The organism is Photobacterium leiognathi, from assembly GCF_030685535.1.
Lineage (GTDB): Bacteria > Pseudomonadota > Gammaproteobacteria > Enterobacterales > Vibrionaceae > Photobacterium > Photobacterium leiognathi.
On sequence record NZ_CP131601.1, the window covers coordinates 495910 to 512088 of the forward strand.

Annotated in this window: 12 protein-coding genes and 2 pseudogenes; 13 read left to right on the top strand and 1 reads right to left on the bottom strand. The window is 43.4% G+C overall.

Annotated features, from left to right (window positions below; translation table 11 throughout):
• Window positions 1–51 precede the first annotated feature (51 nt).
• The 11 genes and pseudogenes from rpoE to acpS all read left to right on the top strand — a co-directional run bounded on the left by rpoE (window position 52) and on the right by acpS (window position 9133).
• A complete protein-coding gene (gene rpoE / locus Q7674_RS09310; RefSeq protein WP_008987998.1) occupies window positions 52–630 on the top strand; it encodes an RNA polymerase sigma factor RpoE in 579 nt (192 codons plus the stop codon).
• Window positions 631–653: 23 nt separating this feature from the next.
• Window positions 654–1310, top strand: a complete 657-nt coding sequence (locus Q7674_RS09315; protein WP_305423609.1) for a sigma-E factor negative regulatory protein — start codon at window positions 654–656, stop codon at window positions 1308–1310.
• Window positions 1310–2305, top strand: a complete 996-nt coding sequence (rseB, locus tag Q7674_RS09320) for a sigma-E factor regulatory protein RseB (RefSeq protein WP_008988000.1) — start codon at window positions 1310–1312, stop codon at window positions 2303–2305. Before Q7674_RS09315 ends, rseB begins: the two co-directional genes overlap by 1 nt.
• On the top strand, window positions 2305–2802 hold the full coding sequence (locus tag Q7674_RS09325; RefSeq protein ID WP_008988001.1) for a SoxR reducing system RseC family protein: 498 nt from the start codon (window positions 2305–2307) through the stop codon (window positions 2800–2802). Before rseB ends, Q7674_RS09325 begins: the two co-directional genes overlap by 1 nt.
• Before the next feature lie 77 nt (window positions 2803–2879).
• Window positions 2880–4676 carry a translation elongation factor 4 gene (lepA, locus tag Q7674_RS09330; protein WP_305423610.1) on the top strand — a complete coding sequence of 599 codons (1797 nt, stop codon included), beginning with the start codon at window positions 2880–2882 and terminating at the stop codon, window positions 4674–4676.
• A gap of 142 nt (window positions 4677–4818) precedes the next feature.
• On the top strand, window positions 4819–5718 hold the full coding sequence (gene lepB / locus Q7674_RS09335) for a signal peptidase I (RefSeq protein ID WP_045064353.1): 900 nt from the start codon (window positions 4819–4821) through the stop codon (window positions 5716–5718).
• A 10-nt stretch (window positions 5719–5728) separates the two neighbouring features.
• Complete coding sequence (gene rnc / locus Q7674_RS09340; protein WP_008988004.1) at window positions 5729–6403, top strand: ribonuclease III; 675 nt, start codon at window positions 5729–5731, stop codon at window positions 6401–6403.
• Window positions 6400–7305: a GTPase Era gene (gene era / locus Q7674_RS09345; RefSeq protein ID WP_008988005.1), complete on the top strand. Its 906-nt coding sequence runs from the start codon at window positions 6400–6402 to the stop codon at window positions 7303–7305. The genes rnc and era overlap by 4 nt, the downstream gene beginning before the upstream one ends.
• A gap of 8 nt (window positions 7306–7313) precedes the next feature.
• On the top strand, window positions 7314–8024 hold the full coding sequence (gene recO / locus Q7674_RS09350; RefSeq protein WP_045064354.1) for a DNA repair protein RecO: 711 nt from the start codon (window positions 7314–7316) through the stop codon (window positions 8022–8024).
• Window positions 8021–8753, top strand: a pseudogene (pdxJ, locus tag Q7674_RS09355) (pyridoxine 5'-phosphate synthase). Before recO ends, pdxJ begins: the two are co-directional and overlap by 4 nt.
• Window positions 8753–9133 (top strand): holo-ACP synthase, encoded by a 381-nt coding sequence (acpS, locus tag Q7674_RS09360; RefSeq protein WP_008988008.1) that lies wholly within the window; start codon window positions 8753–8755, stop codon window positions 9131–9133. The pseudogene pdxJ and the gene acpS overlap by 1 nt, the downstream one beginning before the upstream one ends.
• Before the next feature lie 86 nt (window positions 9134–9219).
• On the opposite strand, the pseudogene barA reads toward acpS, so the two are convergent.
• Window positions 9220–12015: pseudogene (barA, locus tag Q7674_RS09365) on the bottom strand (two-component sensor histidine kinase BarA).
• A 120-nt stretch (window positions 12016–12135) separates the two neighbouring features.
• Here barA and rlmD point away from each other — a divergent pair.
• The gene (rlmD, locus tag Q7674_RS09370) at window positions 12136–13455 is read left to right on the top strand and encodes a 23S rRNA (uracil(1939)-C(5))-methyltransferase RlmD (RefSeq protein WP_045064358.1); all 1320 of its coding nucleotides are present in this window, start codon (window positions 12136–12138) and stop codon (window positions 13453–13455) included.
• A 71-nt stretch (window positions 13456–13526) separates the two neighbouring features.
• Window positions 13527–15761, top strand: coding sequence for a GTP diphosphokinase (gene relA, locus Q7674_RS09375; RefSeq protein ID WP_008988011.1), 2235 nt, complete (start codon window positions 13527–13529; stop codon window positions 15759–15761).
• The last annotated feature ends 418 nt before the right edge of the window (window positions 15762–16179 follow it).

The following is a 16179-nucleotide window of genomic DNA, read 5'->3' on the forward strand; positions in this document are numbered from 1 at the left end:
ATTTTGCTAATGCAATATTGAGTAAAGACAGATATAGGAGTACACGCTCGAATGAGCGAGCAGCAAACTGATCAGGTATTAATTGAGCGAGTACAGCGGGGAGATAAGCAAGCTTTCAACCTTCTGGTTATTAAATACCAGAATAAAGTTTGTAACCTTGTATCGCGTTATGTCAGCAATTCTGGTGATGTGCCAGATGTGGCGCAGGAAGCGTTTATTAAAGCGTACCGTGCGTTGCCAACATTCCGTGGTGAAAGTGCCTTCTATACTTGGCTCTACCGTATTGCAGTAAATACGGCAAAAAACTATTTAGTCGCTCAGGGACGCCGACCGCCAGCATCTGACGTAGATGCAGAAGAAGCGGAATACTATGAAAGTGGTAGTGCGATGAAAGAAATTTCGAACCCTGAGAACCAAATGTTGTCAGATGAATTGAAGCGAGTTGTTTTTAGCACGATTGAAGCGCTACCTGACGATCTCAAAACCGCAATCTCATTACGTGAACTGGATGGTCTAAGTTATGAGGAAATTGCTGAAGTGATGGGATGTCCTGTAGGGACAGTTCGTTCTCGTATATTCCGTGCACGTGAGGCGGTTGAAAAACGTATCCGTCCTCTCATGCAGCAATAATGTTGCACCCAACGGTGGAAAAAATGGCTGATAAAGAAAAGATCTCCGCACTATTTGATGGCGAAGAGCTAGATCAGAGCATTATTAATGCGCTGACTGTTGACAAAGAAGATGAGCTGACATGGCGCGATTACTCCTTAATTGGTGACGTCATGCGTGGTGATGCTCCGCAATGCAAGGAATGGAATATTGCAGCGAATGTCGCGTTAGCGCTAGACGATGAACCTGCCCATTCTGTTGGTGCAACTGAAACACCTGTTGAAGTGGTTTCTGTATCAACACAGCAAACAATTGAAGAGCAACCGACACCATTTAAAGCCAAGCGCACTTTACCTGCATGGCTGACCCAATTTGATCAAGTGGCCGTTGCGGCTTGCGTCTCTTTAGCTGTTATTGTTGGCGTTCAACAATATGGCGGTGATGATAATGCATCAAGCTCAACGGGTAATGATGTGCCGGTATTACAGACCATTCCGTTTACAGGTAAAGCGGAACCGGTAAGTTTAAATACCAGCATGGTTGCTGATACGAATCGCGCACCAACTGAATCTCAGTTAATGGAGCAGCGTCGTCGTATTAACTCTATGCTGCAAGATTACGAACTGCAATTACGCTTTAATGCACATGATGGCAGTTTGGATCACTCTTTACTTCAACAAAATCATTCTGTGGCGGATTAATGAAAAAAATTCTGGTCGGTGCCGTTGCATTGGTCAGCCTGCTATTGCCACTCCAAGCCTCTGCTGAAGCTGAAAAGCCTTCGGCAGAGGCTTTGTTGCTTCAAATGGAGCAGGCAAGCCAAGCGCTGAGTTACGAAATCTCTTACATCAGAGTAAAAAAGAACAGTATTGATACCTTGCGTTATCGTCATGCATTAGAAGATGGACAAGGGTATAGCCATTTATTGTATTTAAGTGGCCCTCCTCAAGAGGTTATTCAGCGTGGTAACGAAGTGAGTTACTTCGAGCCAGGGCTTGATCCATTTACAGTGATCAGCGGCAAAATGGTCGCGCCTGTTATGCCATTAATGAAAGTCGACATTAAAGACTTAGCTCATTACTACGATTTTATTTCCATGGGACGTGCTCGTGAAGCGGGTGTGACTTGCGATGTAGTACGCATTGCGCCGAAAGATGGTGCTCGTTACTCTTATTTAGTGTGGGTAGACCAATTAAGTCACCTAGTGATGCGCGCTGATTTGTTAGATCGCAATGGTGACTTATTAGAGCAGTTTCGTGCTGTCTCTTATGCGGTGAATCCTAAAGTTGCTGAAATGCTAAGTAAGCTGAAAGCGGTGAAATTACCAGAAGTGGTGAAGTTACCCATTCAGAAAAAAGCTAACCTTGATTGGAAAGTGTCATGGTTACCGGACGGCTTCCAGTTGATTTCAGGGGATCGCCATCGTTTATTAATGACTGAGCGTCCAGTTGAAAGTCGTATGTACAGCGATGGTTTGTTTAGCTTCTCAGTGTATGTATCAGATATTGATAGTTACGCAATAAGTGGGCAGTTAGTTCGTCAAGGTCGTCGTACATTAAGCAATATTGTTAAAGACAATAAAGAAATTACTGTGGTGGGGGATATTCCACCGTCTACTGCACGACAAATTGCAGAAAGTGTGACTTTCGATAACACTAAAGGTACACAAGCAAAGACTGGAGCAGGTAATCAGTAATGATGCGCACGTTAGCAACAGTGACAGCAGTGGACAAAGGGGCGGTAACGGTCAGTTGCCAGCAACAAACCAGCTGCGGTCATTGTGCATCACGGGAGAGTTGCGGTACGGGTATTGTGAGTAAAGCGATACCCGGTCGTGTTCATGATATAAAAATTATGACCAAATCCCCGTTAACTATTGGGCAAGTGGTAGAAATCGGTTTATCCGAGCGAAGTATGTTAAGCTCCGCGCTATTAGTTTATATGCTACCACTGCTATTTTTAGTCTTGGGTAGTGCTCTAGGGCAATGGGTATTTATTGATTTAGCAGGAAGTAATGAGCTAGGTGTTATTGGCTCTGCAGCGATTGCTACCACTGTTGGATTACTTATTGCACGATACTACGCCAAACGTTTAGAGGGTAATTCTGCGTATAAGCCAACCCTTATTCGAGTTCTCGGCGCACCGATTTCATCAGATAAGCTGATAAATGCCGCATCGAAAGATAGCGAGTAGCGTTTAAATTCGGTAGAATCCGACAACTTGATCGTAAGATCCCATTCATTTTAATCACGAGCTAGTCACGCCAATTCATGAAGCACATTCGTAACTTTTCGATTATCGCACATATCGACCATGGTAAGTCGACCTTATCCGACCGTCTAATTCAAGTTTGTGGCGGCCTTTCTGATCGAGAAATGGCTGCGCAGGTTTTGGATTCCATGGATCTTGAACGCGAACGCGGTATTACTATCAAAGCCCAGAGCGTGACGCTCGATTACACGGCTAAAGATGGTGAGACTTATCAATTAAACTTTATCGACACACCAGGACACGTTGACTTCTCATACGAAGTATCACGTTCACTTGCGGCTTGTGAAGGCGCATTGCTGGTGGTTGATGCTGGTCAAGGTGTAGAAGCCCAGACGCTAGCTAACTGTTACACAGCTATCGAAATGGACCTAGAAGTAGTGCCAATCTTAAACAAGATTGACTTACCTGCTGCAGAGCCAGAGCGTGTATCAGAAGAAATTGAAGAAATTGTTGGTATCGATGCTATTGATGCGGTTCGCTGTTCAGCGAAAGCCTACCTAGGCGTTGATGACGTACTGGAAAAAATTGTAGAAGCAATTCCTGCACCTGAAGGTGATCCTGAAGCGCCACTACAAGCACTGATTATTGACTCATGGTTCGATAACTACTTAGGTGTTGTTTCTTTGGTTCGTATCAAGAACGGTAAACTGAAGAAGAATGACAAGATCAAAGTAATGACCACAGGTCAAGTTTGGGGTGTTGACCGTTTAGGTATCTTCACGCCAAAACAAGTGGATAAAACCGAATTAAACACAGGTGAAGTGGGCTGGGTTGTTTGTGGTATTAAAGACATCCTAGGTGCACCTGTAGGTGATACATTAACACTAGCAAAGAATGGCTGTGAAACACCACTACCTGGTTTCCAAAAAGTGAAGCCACAGGTTTACGCTGGTCTATTCCCTGTATCGTCTGACGATTACGAAAACTTCCGTGATGCACTAGGTAAATTGAGCCTAAACGATGCGTCATTGTTCTATGAGCCAGAAAGCTCATCAGCACTGGGTTTTGGTTTCCGTTGTGGTTTCTTGGGTATGCTTCACATGGAGATCATCCAAGAACGTCTAGAGCGTGAATACAACCTAGATCTGATCACCACAGCACCAACTGTAGTGTATGAAGTGAAGAAAACTGACGGTACAACACTGTACGTTGATAGCCCAGCTAAACTGCCAGCAGTTAATGATATTGAAGTGATCGGTGAGCCGATTGCACGTTGTAATATCCTAGTACCAAGTGATTACCTAGGTAACGTGATCACACTGTGTGTGGAAAAACGTGGCTCGCAGGTAGACATGGTTTACCACGGTAACCAAGTTGCACTGACTTACGACATTCCAATGTCAGAAGTGGTACTGGATTTCTTCGACCGTCTAAAGTCGACTTCTCGTGGTTATGCATCACTGGATTACAACTTCCAGCGTTACGAAGAGTCAGACATGGTTCGTGTTGATATTCTATTAAACGGCGATCGTGTTGATGCCCTAGCGATTATCACGCACAAAGATAACTCTCAAGGTCGTGGTCGTGACTTGGTTGAGAAGATGAAAGAATTCATTCCTCGCCAAATGTTCGATATCGCGATTCAGGCAGCTATCGGTAACCACATCATTGCACGTTCAACAGTGAAGCAGTTACGTAAGAACGTAATCGCGAAATGTTACGGTGGTGACGTGAGTCGTAAGAAGAAACTGTTGCAGAAACAGAAAGAAGGTAAGAAACGTATGAAGCAGATCGGTAACGTTGAACTGCCTCAAGAAGCGTTCCTTGCAATTCTTCATGTGGGTAAAGATAAGTAATCATCTTTAGCTAGCAAGAGTTCGAAACGATAAGAAAGTGCTTATTTATTAATTAAATGGCACTTTCTTTTACTCTGATGCTCTAAATGGGGCAGAGCAGGTCAACAAATGCGTTGTTGATCGAAATAACATAAGGAATAACATGGCAAATACATTTTCGTTGATCCTCGTACTAGCCACGCTAGTGACGGGTATCATTTGGGCACTCGACAAGTTTGTATGGGCACCAAAGCGCAAATTAAAAATCGCAGCAGCTGCTGAGCAATCTGGTGGTCAAGTTGATGCAAAAACGCTAGAAAGTGTTGCGCCACAACCTGCATGGGTTGAATCTGCAAGTTCAATGTTCCCTGTGATTGCATTGATCATGGTATTCCGCTCTTTCATTTATGAACCTTTTCAAATTCCATCAGAATCAATGCTTCCAACGCTATACGTAGGTGATTTTATTCTGGTAGAAAAATTTGCTTATGGTCTACGTGATCCTGTTTTCCACGATAAAATCGTAAGTACGGGCGAGCCTAAGCGTGGTGACGTGGTGGTATTTAAATTCCCGCCACAACCAAAGATTGACTACATTAAGCGTGTTGTAGGTCTACCTGGCGATACAGTTCGTTACAGTGAAGACAAGCAATTGTGTATCCAGCCTAAAGGCACATCTGTATGTAAGCCAGTAAAACTGACTGATATGACAGATAGCGAATTTACTCAAGGCATGGCGCGTTTAGTGCAATTTAACGAACAATTAGGTGATGTGAATCATCACATTCTGATCAACCCATTACGTCGTGATCGTCGTATGGCTTATGAGCCTCGTCCAGGCGTAGGTGAGTGGGTTGTGCCAGAAGGAAACTATTTTGTTATGGGTGATAACCGTGACAATAGTGCTGACAGTCGTTACTGGGGCTTTGTGCCAGAAGCGAACTTAGTTGGCAAGGCGGTGGCTATTTGGATCAGTTTTGAATTTGATCGTAAAGCAGATAGTGTACTTCCATCTTGGATCCCTACCGGCGTACGTTTCAATCGTATCGGTAGCATTAAATAATCGAGAGAAAATGACAACTCCAGCGAATAGGCTTCAGCGTAAGCTGGGCTACCAATTTAATAATAGTGAGTTGATGACATTAGCACTGACACATCGCAGTGCTAATGGCAATCACAATGAGCGTTTAGAATTTCTTGGCGATTCTATTTTAAGCTTTGTTGTTGCTGATGACTTATATCACCGTTTTCCTTCAGTGGATGAAGGTGATATGAGCCGAATGCGTGCAACATTGGTTCGTGGCAAAACATTGGCAGAGCTAGGTCGTGAATTCGAACTAGGTGATCACCTGCTACTTGGCCCAGGCGAATTAAAGAGTGGCGGTTTCCGTCGCGATTCAATTCTAGCGGACTGTGTTGAAGCAATCATTGGCGCGATTTACCTAGATAGCGATATCGAAAAAGTACGTGAAATTGTACTGACTTGGTATAAAACACGTCTTGAAACGATTGAGCCTGGTATCAATCAAAAAGACCCTAAGACTCGCTTGCAAGAGTGCTTACAAGGTCGCCGTTTACCGCTACCTGCGTATACTGTAATTAAGGTACAAGGTGAAGCTCATAACCAAGAGTTCACGGTACAATGTGACGTAACAGGTTTGGATAAGCCTGTGATCGGCAAAGGCGGCAGTCGGCGCAAGGCAGAGCAGGCAGCAGCAGAACTTGCACTAAATCAGTTGGAATCATGACAGATAAACAACATTGTGGCTTTATTGCCATTGTTGGTCGACCGAATGTCGGTAAATCAACCTTGTTAAACCGCTTAGTGGGACAGAAGTTATCTATTACTTCTCGTAAACCACAAACTACGCGCCACCGCATTATGGGTGTCGATACTCGTGACGGCTACCAAGCTGTGTACGTTGATACCCCAGGATTACACATCGAAGAAAAACGCACTATCAACCGTTTAATGAACCGTGCTGCAAGCAGCTCATTAACTGATGTTGAATTAGTATTATTCCTTGTCGATGGCACCATGTGGACTGATGACGATGAGATGGTATTAAACAAGCTGGCGAAAAGTCAGTTACCAACAGTGTTATTGGTTAACAAGGTTGATAATGTTAAAGATAAGCATGAGCTATTCCCACACTTGCAAGAGCTTGCAAGCAAGATGGAATTTGTTGATGTGGTTCCTGTGTCAGCAAAGCATGGCACTAACATTGATGCGGTAGAGAAGATCGTACGTGAGCACTTACCTGAATGTGAGTACTACTTCCCTGAAGAATACGTAACCGATCGTTCTCAGCGTTTTATGGCGTCTGAAATTATTCGTGAAAAGCTAATGCGTTTTACGGGTGATGAATTGCCATATTCGGTAACGGTTGAAATCGAGCGATTCGACTACAACCCAGAAACTGATGGTTTTGATATCAACGGTTTGATTCTGGTTGAGCGTAAAGGCCAGAAGAAAATGGTGATTGGTAAAGGCGGCGATAAGATCAAAGTGATCGGTCGTGAAGCTCGTTTAGACATGGAAGACTTGTTTGAACGTAAGGTTTACCTTGAGCTATGGGTTAAAGTGAAATCAGGTTGGGCAGATGACGAACGTGCACTGCGTAGCCTTGGTTACATTGACGACTTATAAGGGTAGTAATGGAAGGGCTACAGCGTTGTTTTGTCCTTCATTCTCGTCCCTATAGTGAGACGAGCCTGATCCTTGATGTATTCAGTGAGGATCATGGCCGTCTTACTCTTCTCTCTAAAGGCGCTCGTCGTAAGCGTTCTAATCTCAAAGGCACACTGCAACCTTTTACTCCCTTGTTTATGAAGTGGAGTGGCAAAGGCGCGATGCCTGTTCTTACTCATGCTGAACCCATTAGTATTGGTTTACCGATGCGTAGCTATATTTTATATTCGGCTATGTACGTGAACGAAATCCTAGTGCGAGTCTTAGGCAATCACACCCCGTATCCTCAGTTGTTTCTGGACTATTTGAATGCGCTGCGGGAATTGGCACAAGCGGATAACCCAGAGCCTGCTTTGCGTCGCTTTGAGCTTTCACTGCTTCATCACCTTGGCTATGGCATTGATTTTCTTCATTGTGCTGGTAGTGGATTAGGTGTTGAAGACGATATGACCTATAACTATCGTGAACAGCAAGGGTTTATTGCTTCGATGAAAATTGGGCAAATGACCTTTAAAGGCAATGAACTTAAAGCCATTGCTGCAAGATGCTTTGAAACTCCAGAGCAATTGCGTGCAGCAAAACGATTTACAAGGATGGCATTAAAACCGTATCTTGGTTCTAAGCCATTAAAAAGCCGGGAATTGTTTATCCCGCGAGGAAGGAGAATCGGAACATGAACAACATACTACTCGGCGTGAATATCGATCATATTGCCACTCTACGTAATGCTCGTGGCACGCGTTACCCTGATCCTGTTCATGCAGCAGAAGTGGCTGAGCGAGCAGGCGCAGATGGTATTACCATTCATTTACGTGAAGATCGTCGACACATTAATGATCGTGACGTTCGCATTCTACGTGAGACGATTCAAACGCGTATGAACCTTGAAATGGCAGTCACGGATGAGATGATTGCTATCGCCTTGGAAGTGAAACCTGAATATGTTTGCTTGGTGCCGGAAAAGCGTGAAGAGCTCACCACTGAAGGTGGCTTGGATGTGGCAGGTCAGCTTGAGAAAGTAAAAGCGGCAACAGAAAAACTAACTACAGCTGGGATCAAAGTGTCTCTGTTTATCGATGCTGATCGCGCGCAAATTGATGCAGCTCACGCATGTGGTGCGCCATTTATTGAGCTTCATACAGGCCAATATGCAGAAGCGACGACTGAAGAAGCACAATTAGATGAGCTGAAGAAAATTTCAGCTGGCGCAAGCTATGCTCATGATTTAGGTATTAAAGTCAATGCTGGTCACGGTTTGACTTATCACAACGTGAAACCGATTGCGGCATTACCTGAGCTTTACGAGCTAAACATTGGTCCACTCTATTATGGGACGTGCAATGTTTGATGGTTTAGAAAAAGCCGTTACTGATATGCGTGACTTAATGCAGGAAGCGCGTCGTTAATGGCTATTTTAGGTTTAGGGACAGACATTGCTGAAATTGAACGGGTAGAGAAAGTCTTAGCACGTTCAGGCGAGGCGTTTGCGCATAAAATTTTGTCTGGCTCTGAGCTTGAACGTTATCAAGAGCTTAAGCTGAAAGGCCGTTTTCTCGCAAAACGTTTTGCAGTTAAAGAAGCAGCATCGAAAGCACTAGGTACTGGTATCGCTTGTGGTGTGTCTTTTCAAGATTTTACTGTCACCAATGATGAGCGTGGTAAACCCTTGCTTACATTATCAGGTAAGGCGCAAGAGCTAGCGCAAATGATGGGTGTGAATCATGTCCATCTAACGATAGCTGATGAACGTCGTTATGCGGTGGCAACGGTGATTCTAGAAAGCTAGTGTTCATGCTCTGATAGGTCATAGCGAGATATAATAAAAGGCGGTAGTTTTGGCTACCGCTTTTTTGATCTTAAAATGAGCACTTGTTAGTGTCGATAATCTTTCGATGCTTTAACGATATTATCCATTTCATCAATCAACTCGAGTAACTCTGGCTCAACATCATCAATGGTCGCATCGGCTTTTAGTGCGGTTTCGATCTCTGAACAGAGGTTCTTCAAGCGAGGAACACCACTGTAAGCACAGCTACCGTGGAGTTTGTGGATCGGTAGTCATAGATCCACATCTTTACCGTCTAATGCTTCATTAACCAGCATTTCCACTTCTGGCATAAAGTCGAGCAGCATTTGTAGCATGTCATGGGCTAAATCTGGCTTACCTGCGGCTTGTTTAAGCGCTAAATCCCAGTCAAAACTGATACTGTTATTAGCTACCACGGGTATTGCTGGTACGTTTTCTATTTGCTCTTCAAGCGTGACAGGTACTCGACTGTTTAAAGCTGTATTAGCTTGTGAGGCTGTTGGTGCAATCCATTTAGCTAAGATCTGTTGCAAAATATGCTCTTCCAGAGGCTTAGTCAGATAATCATCCATACCTGCATTAATTAAACGCTCGCGCTCGCCAGCCATAGCATGAGCTGTCACCGCAATTACTGGGGTATTTTTATTCAGCGCTGTTTCATGGATTTTCTGACATGCTGTAACGCCGTCCATTTCCGGCATTTGAATGTCCATAAAGATCAAATCAAAAGCTTTATTCTGGGCGTACTCAACAGCCTTTTTACCACCAGTTGCGGTAATAACTGTTTCTACTCGCTCACCGAGCAGGGCGGAGATCAGTTTCAAGTTCGCAGGGTTATCATCAACAGCCATCACCGTTAGTGGTTGCAGCGTTTCTGCAGTGGTTGGTAATAATGGAACTTCCAACTCACTGATGAGCTCATCATCATTATCACATAAGGCTTCAAACAATTTACGCTGTGCCAGTGGTTTACCAAGACAAGCATAAACACCGGTTTGGGTTAGTTTTTCTGAGAGTGCAAGCTCTGTTGTCGGTAAGCAAACCAAGACTTTTTCAGCGGTTTGTTCGGCTTTAAATACATCATTGAGTATGACTGGTAGTGGTGGTTGCTCACCTGGTGATAAACACAATAGAGCAAAGTCATGGCGATCCAGATCATCTGGCATCGAAGCGCGGTAAGTGACATGCACACCAGCTAACATGAGACGTTGCTGGATCACGGAGGCCGCTTGCATGTTAGCTTCAACCAGAAGTAATGACTTACCTTCAAGCGAAGTGGTATCAATCGGTTGGGATACAGGCAGATCTGTTTTGTTCATCTTGATAGTGAACCAGAAGGTCGAACCTTGGTGTAAGCGACTGGTTAAGCTCACTTCACCGCCCATTTGACTCACCAGTTTCTGGGTGATCACTAAACCTAGCCCCGTACCGCCGTATCGACGAGAAATACTCGCATCAGCTTGACTAAAGGCTTGGAATAACTGCGCTTGTTGACGTTCAGAAATACCGATACCAGTATCGCGCACCATAAATTGCAGCTCGATGTTGTTATCGATCTCTGATTTCAGTTCAACTGACACATCAATGTTACCGTGTTCAGTAAATTTCACCGCATTACCAATTAAGTTAGTCACCACTTGTTGAATACGCAGTGGATCACCAATCAAACCTGGTGGAATGCGATTATCGATTTTCAGTGTTAGCTCAAGGCCTTTTTCGTGGGCACTTGGCGCTAGTAAGCGCATTACTTCATCGAGGGAGTCTGTAAAGTCGAATGGAATGTTTTCCAGTAACAGCTTACCTGCTTCCAGTTTCGAGAAATCAAGAATGTCATTGATGATGGTCAGCAGGTTATTGGCTGAATTCTCAATAGTTAATAAATAATCTTTCTGGCTGGTGTTGAGTTTGGTTTTTAGCATTTGGCGAGTAAAGCCAATCACACCATTAAGTGGCGTACGTAGTTCGTGGGACATATTGGCTAAAAACTCAGATTTCACACGTGCAGCTTCCTGTGCACGTTTTTTTGCGATATCTAGTTCAACGTTTTGAATCTCAAGCTGCTCAAGAGTTTCACGTAAATCTGATGTGGCTTGGTCGATACTTTGTTGCATTTCAATGTGGTATTCCGACAATGAAATTGCCATGGCGTTAATACCATTTTTCAGCGTATCGAGCTCACCTAATAGACGACCTTCAATTCGGATATCTAAGTGACCACGACGAATTCTATCTACCACACTGATCATATGAGAGATAGGTTGAGTTACGTCTTGCATCAAGCGATATGCAAAGAGCGATGATAAGGTTAAACCAAGCAGTAGTACCATCAGGGCAGTAAATACTTCTTGATATTGTTGCAAACGGAGTGAGCTTAGATCGAGTTCTATTGCAATATAACCCAAGGCTTTACCACGGACATCACTGCCTACATTCGAGCCAAATTGCCCTTCCGTTAGAATAGGCGCACGGAGTATTAAGGTATTGTCGGTCAGTTGCGTATCGAGTAGCCGAGGGATGGGTTTTCCTTCTGGATACATGAAGGATTCAAAATTACGGTGAAAGTTAGACGTCGCGAAAATGTGGTTGTGATTATCAAAAACGGCGATGCTACGAATAATGTCAGAATGTTTTCTATGGGTGTAACCAATGAGCCGACGAATCGCTTCTCGGTTCTTTTCTGTCATGCCGTATTCAGCGGAAATAGCGAGAGGTTCAATGATACTTGCACCTGTCGAAATAAGCTGATGTTCCAGATCCTGATAACGGCTCATGGTAAAAAATGCGCTTAATAATAAGCCGATAATAAGTGTAGGTGCTAATGTCAGAGTGAAGACTCTGGCACGAAGTCCATATCTGGTCATGGTTCTCTTAATTACAAGCAGACAAATCTATGGGAGAATTAGCCCCCATCTGTGGCACTAGGTTAAAGAATCTAGCGCTCTTCGACAAACACTCAATGTCTGAACAGTGAGCAAAATTTTATGGCACGCTTTTTTAAGCCTCAAAAACGTAAAACCGATACCAAGCATAAAGAAATAACAATTAGCCGTTTAGATCACCTCGGCGCTGGCATCGGCCATTTGAACAATAAACCAGTATTTATCGACGGTGCATTACCGGACGAAACTGTAGTCGTTCAATTGACGGAAGACAAAAAGAATTATGCCCGTGCTCGCGTGATCAAACGTTTAAAAGACAGCTCTGCGCGTATTAAACCTCATTGTCCGATCTATGACCAGTGCGGCGGTTGTAACTTGCAGCATTTATCCCACCAAGGTCAAGTTATCGCCAAACAGCAGGCATTAACTGAACTGATGGAAAAGTTTGCCATCACAGAAGAAGGGACGACGCAAGTTGCTCCTATTGTTGGGCAAAGTGAGCATTACCGTCGTTGTGCGCGTTTTAGTGTGCGTATGTTACCTAATGGTCAGATGGTCTTCGGTTTTCGTAAAAAGCAGAGCAAAGACATTGTGGATGTGACCTCATGTCCAGTACTTGCCACTGAGCTAGATAGTTTATTGCCAGCGTTACGCGAACTTTTATCTGGTTTAAAAGGTCGCAAACATTTAGGCCATGTTGAATTAGTGAATGCAGACAATGGTTGCGTATTGCTAATTCGCCATTTGCAGCCTTTTAATGATAAAGATCTTGCAGCAATTAAAGCCTTTGCGACTGAGCATCAGCTAATGCTGTTTTTAGCCCCATCGTCAGATGAGTTAGAGCAAGTGGCGGGTGAACAACCTTATTACGATATTGAAGATGTTCGCTTAACCTTCTCACCAAAAGACTTTATTCAAGTTAACCGTGCTGTGAACCAGAAAATGGTTGAGCAAGCGATAAATTGGCTTGATGTTCAGCCACAAGATAGGGTGTTAGATCTATTCTGTGGTTTAGGTAACTTCAGTTTACCTTTAGCACGTCGCGCTAAAGCGGTGGTGGGTGTTGAAGGTGTAGATGAAATGGTGGCACGCGCAACGGCAAATGCTGTCGCAAATCGTCTAGATAATGCTACATTTTATCAGGCAAATTTAGACGAAGATGTAACGAAATTAGTGTGGGCACAGGAGCAATTTGATAAAATTTTGTTAGACCCTGCACGCGCAGGTGCTGCTGGCGTAATGCAGCATATTGTGAATTTAGCGCCAAGCAAAGTGGTATACGTATCATGTAACCCAGCAACATTAGCGCGTGATAGCCAAATTTTGTTACAACAAGGTTATAAGTTGGCACGTCTCGGTATGATGGATATGTTCCCTCATACAGGGCATTTAGAATCAATGGCGTTGTTTGTTAAGTGTTAATCACAATAAAGAAAAATAGCAATGTGATGTAAGACATTCATCGGTATTCAGAGAGAAAACAGGATAGAAACATGGTCGCAGTACGCGGTGCGCATTTAAAGGAAAATACTACATTTGAGCTTGCCTCGTGGGTAGAAAGCTTACGTCAAGATGCGAAAGTATCGAGCCGTATTGAGGGAACATATCAGCGCTGTATTGAGTTAGCGACTGATCAAGAGAACGGTGCGTTATTATTATGGCGCGGCCGTGAAATGGTTGAAATTCTTGTTACCTTAAGTATGGATGCCGATACGCTGATCGCCGCTATGTTATATCCTCTGGTTGAAGCGGGCTGTTACAGTCACGAGCAAGTTAAAGAAGAATATAACGGTACGATCCTTCACTTAGTTCAAGGTGTTGAACAAATGTGTGCGATCAGCCAGTTAAAATCAACGGCAGAAGAAGCGGCACAAACGGCGCAAGTGGATAACATTCGTCGCATGCTACTTTCCATGGTGGATGATTTCCGCTGCGTCGTTATCAAACTTGCTGAACGTATTTGTAATCTGCGTGAAGTGAAAAATGAGCCAGATGAAGTGCGTCGTGCAGCAGCTCAAGAGTGTGCCAATATCTATGCACCATTAGCAAACCGTCTTGGTATTGGTCAGCTTAAGTGGGAAATTGAAGATTACGCCTTCCGTTATCAGCATCCTGATACTTACAAACAAATCGCAAAGCAGTTATCTGAGCGTCGTATCGACCGTGAAGGCTATATCACTCACTTTGTTGATGATTTATCAGAAGCAATGAAAGCATCAAATATTAAAGCAGAAGTGCAAGGTCGTCCTAAGCACATCTACAGTATTTGGCGCAAAATGCAGAAGAAAAATCTCGCGTTTGATGAATTATTTGATGTGCGTGCAGTACGTATTGTGGCAGATCAACTGCAAGACTGTTACGCCGCATTAGGTGTAGTGCACACCAAATACCGTCACTTACCAAAAGAGTTTGATGACTACGTTGCTAACCCAAAACCTAATGGTTACCAGTCTATCCACACAGTGGTATTGGGCCCTGAAGGTAAAACCATTGAAATTCAGATCCGTACCAAGCAAATGCATGAAGAGTCTGAATTAGGTGTTGCGGCACACTGGAAGTACAAAGAAGGTACCGCATCAGGCGGTGCACAGTCGGCTTATGATGAGAAAATCAATTGGCTACGTAAATTACTGGCATGGCAAGAAGAGATGTCGGATTCTGGCGAAATGCTGGATGAGTTACGTAGTCAGGTATTTGATGATCGTGTTTATGCCTTTACACCAAAAGGTGATGTGGTTGATTTACCATCAAATGCAACACCACTAGATTTTGCTTACCATATTCACTCTGAAGTGGGCCATCGTTGTATTGGCGCTAAAGTAGAAGGGCGTATTGTTCCGTTTACTTACCATCTTCAAATGGGTGATCAAGTTGAAATCATCACGCAAAAAGAGCCAAACCCATCACGTGATTGGTTAAACCCGAACTTGGGCTTTGTAACATCTAGTCGTGCACGTGCCAAGGTGCATGCTTGGTTCCGCAAGCAAGATCGCGATAAGAACATCATCGCAGGTAAAGAGATCTTAGAAGCTGAGTTGGTGAAAATTCATGCGACATTAAAAGATGCGCAAACCTATGCGGCGAAACGTTTTAATGTAAATACACCTGAAGAGTTATACGCAGGGATCGGTAGCGGCGATTTACGTATTAATCAGGTGATTAATCACATTAATGCGTTAGTGAATAAGCCAACTGCGGAAGAAGAAGATCAGCAACTATTAGAGAAACTGGCGGAAGCAAGCAACAAGCAAGCGGCAACGCATAAGAAACCACAACGTGATGCTGTAGTGGTAGAAGGGGTTGATAACCTAATGACCCATCTTGCTCGTTGTTGTCAGCCAATTCCGGGTGATGATATTCAAGGCTTTGTGACTCAAGGTCGTGGTATTTCGGTACACCGCATGGATTGTGAGCAGTTAGATGAACTGCGTCACCATGCACCTGAACGTATCATTGATACGGTTTGGGGCGGTGGTTTTGTTGGTAATTACACTATCACTGTGCGAGTAACCGCATCAGAGCGTAATGGCTTACTAAAAGAGTTAACCAATACACTGATGAATGAAAAAGTGAAAGTGGCGGGGATGAAGAGTCGTGTCGATTATAAAAAACAAATGTCGATCATGGACTTCGAACTTGAGCTTACGGACTTAGAAGTATTAGGCCGTGTCCTGAATCGTATAGAGCAAGTCAAAGACGTTGCTGAAGCGAAACGCTTATATGGCTAATTAAAAATAAAGTATATAAAGGGTGGCAATAAGCTGCCCTTTTTTATTTATACAACATAATGAGTAGTGGCAAATAATGAATATCAATATATGGTTTTATTTTTAATCATTAATGTCATTATTAAATGATCTTAAACAAGTCTAGATGTTGACTCATATATATAAGCTCGATAGTATTTACTTCTCTTAAAAATAAAGACTCAGTATGTACTTTTCAAATTTACATAAAATATTATATGCATTATTTATCGCAATATTACTATTAGGTAGTAGTGTGAATGCTGCATATATGAGTCAAAATACTTCAACTGCTCAGTCAGTAGTATCGTCTTTTAATATAAAAGACGTCTTGCAAAACCAGTACTCAGCCATTCAACAATCAGAACACTGTTGCTTGCAGTGTGATAATGGTTGTAGC

Excerpts from the sequence above, each read along its gene's own strand:
- rpoE (WP_008987998.1), top strand. The coding sequence starts at position 52 with ATGAGCGAGCAGCAAACTGATCAGGTATTAATTGAGCGAGTACAGCGG.
- Q7674_RS09315 (WP_305423609.1), top strand. The coding sequence starts at position 654 with ATGGCTGATAAAGAAAAGATCTCCGCACTATTTGATGGCGAAGAGCTA.
- rseB (WP_008988000.1), top strand. The coding sequence starts at position 1,310 with ATGAAAAAAATTCTGGTCGGTGCCGTTGCATTGGTCAGCCTGCTATTG.
- Q7674_RS09325 (WP_008988001.1), top strand. The coding sequence starts at position 2,305 with ATGATGCGCACGTTAGCAACAGTGACAGCAGTGGACAAAGGGGCGGTA.
- lepA (WP_305423610.1), top strand. The coding sequence starts at position 2,880 with ATGAAGCACATTCGTAACTTTTCGATTATCGCACATATCGACCATGGT.
- lepB (WP_045064353.1), top strand. The coding sequence starts at position 4,819 with ATGGCAAATACATTTTCGTTGATCCTCGTACTAGCCACGCTAGTGACG.
- rnc (WP_008988004.1), top strand. The coding sequence starts at position 5,729 with ATGACAACTCCAGCGAATAGGCTTCAGCGTAAGCTGGGCTACCAATTT.
- era (WP_008988005.1), top strand. The coding sequence starts at position 6,400 with ATGACAGATAAACAACATTGTGGCTTTATTGCCATTGTTGGTCGACCG.
- recO (WP_045064354.1), top strand. The coding sequence starts at position 7,314 with ATGGAAGGGCTACAGCGTTGTTTTGTCCTTCATTCTCGTCCCTATAGT.
- acpS (WP_008988008.1), top strand. The coding sequence starts at position 8,753 with ATGGCTATTTTAGGTTTAGGGACAGACATTGCTGAAATTGAACGGGTA.
- rlmD (WP_045064358.1), top strand. The coding sequence starts at position 12,136 with ATGGCACGCTTTTTTAAGCCTCAAAAACGTAAAACCGATACCAAGCAT.
- relA (WP_008988011.1), top strand. The coding sequence starts at position 13,527 with ATGGTCGCAGTACGCGGTGCGCATTTAAAGGAAAATACTACATTTGAG.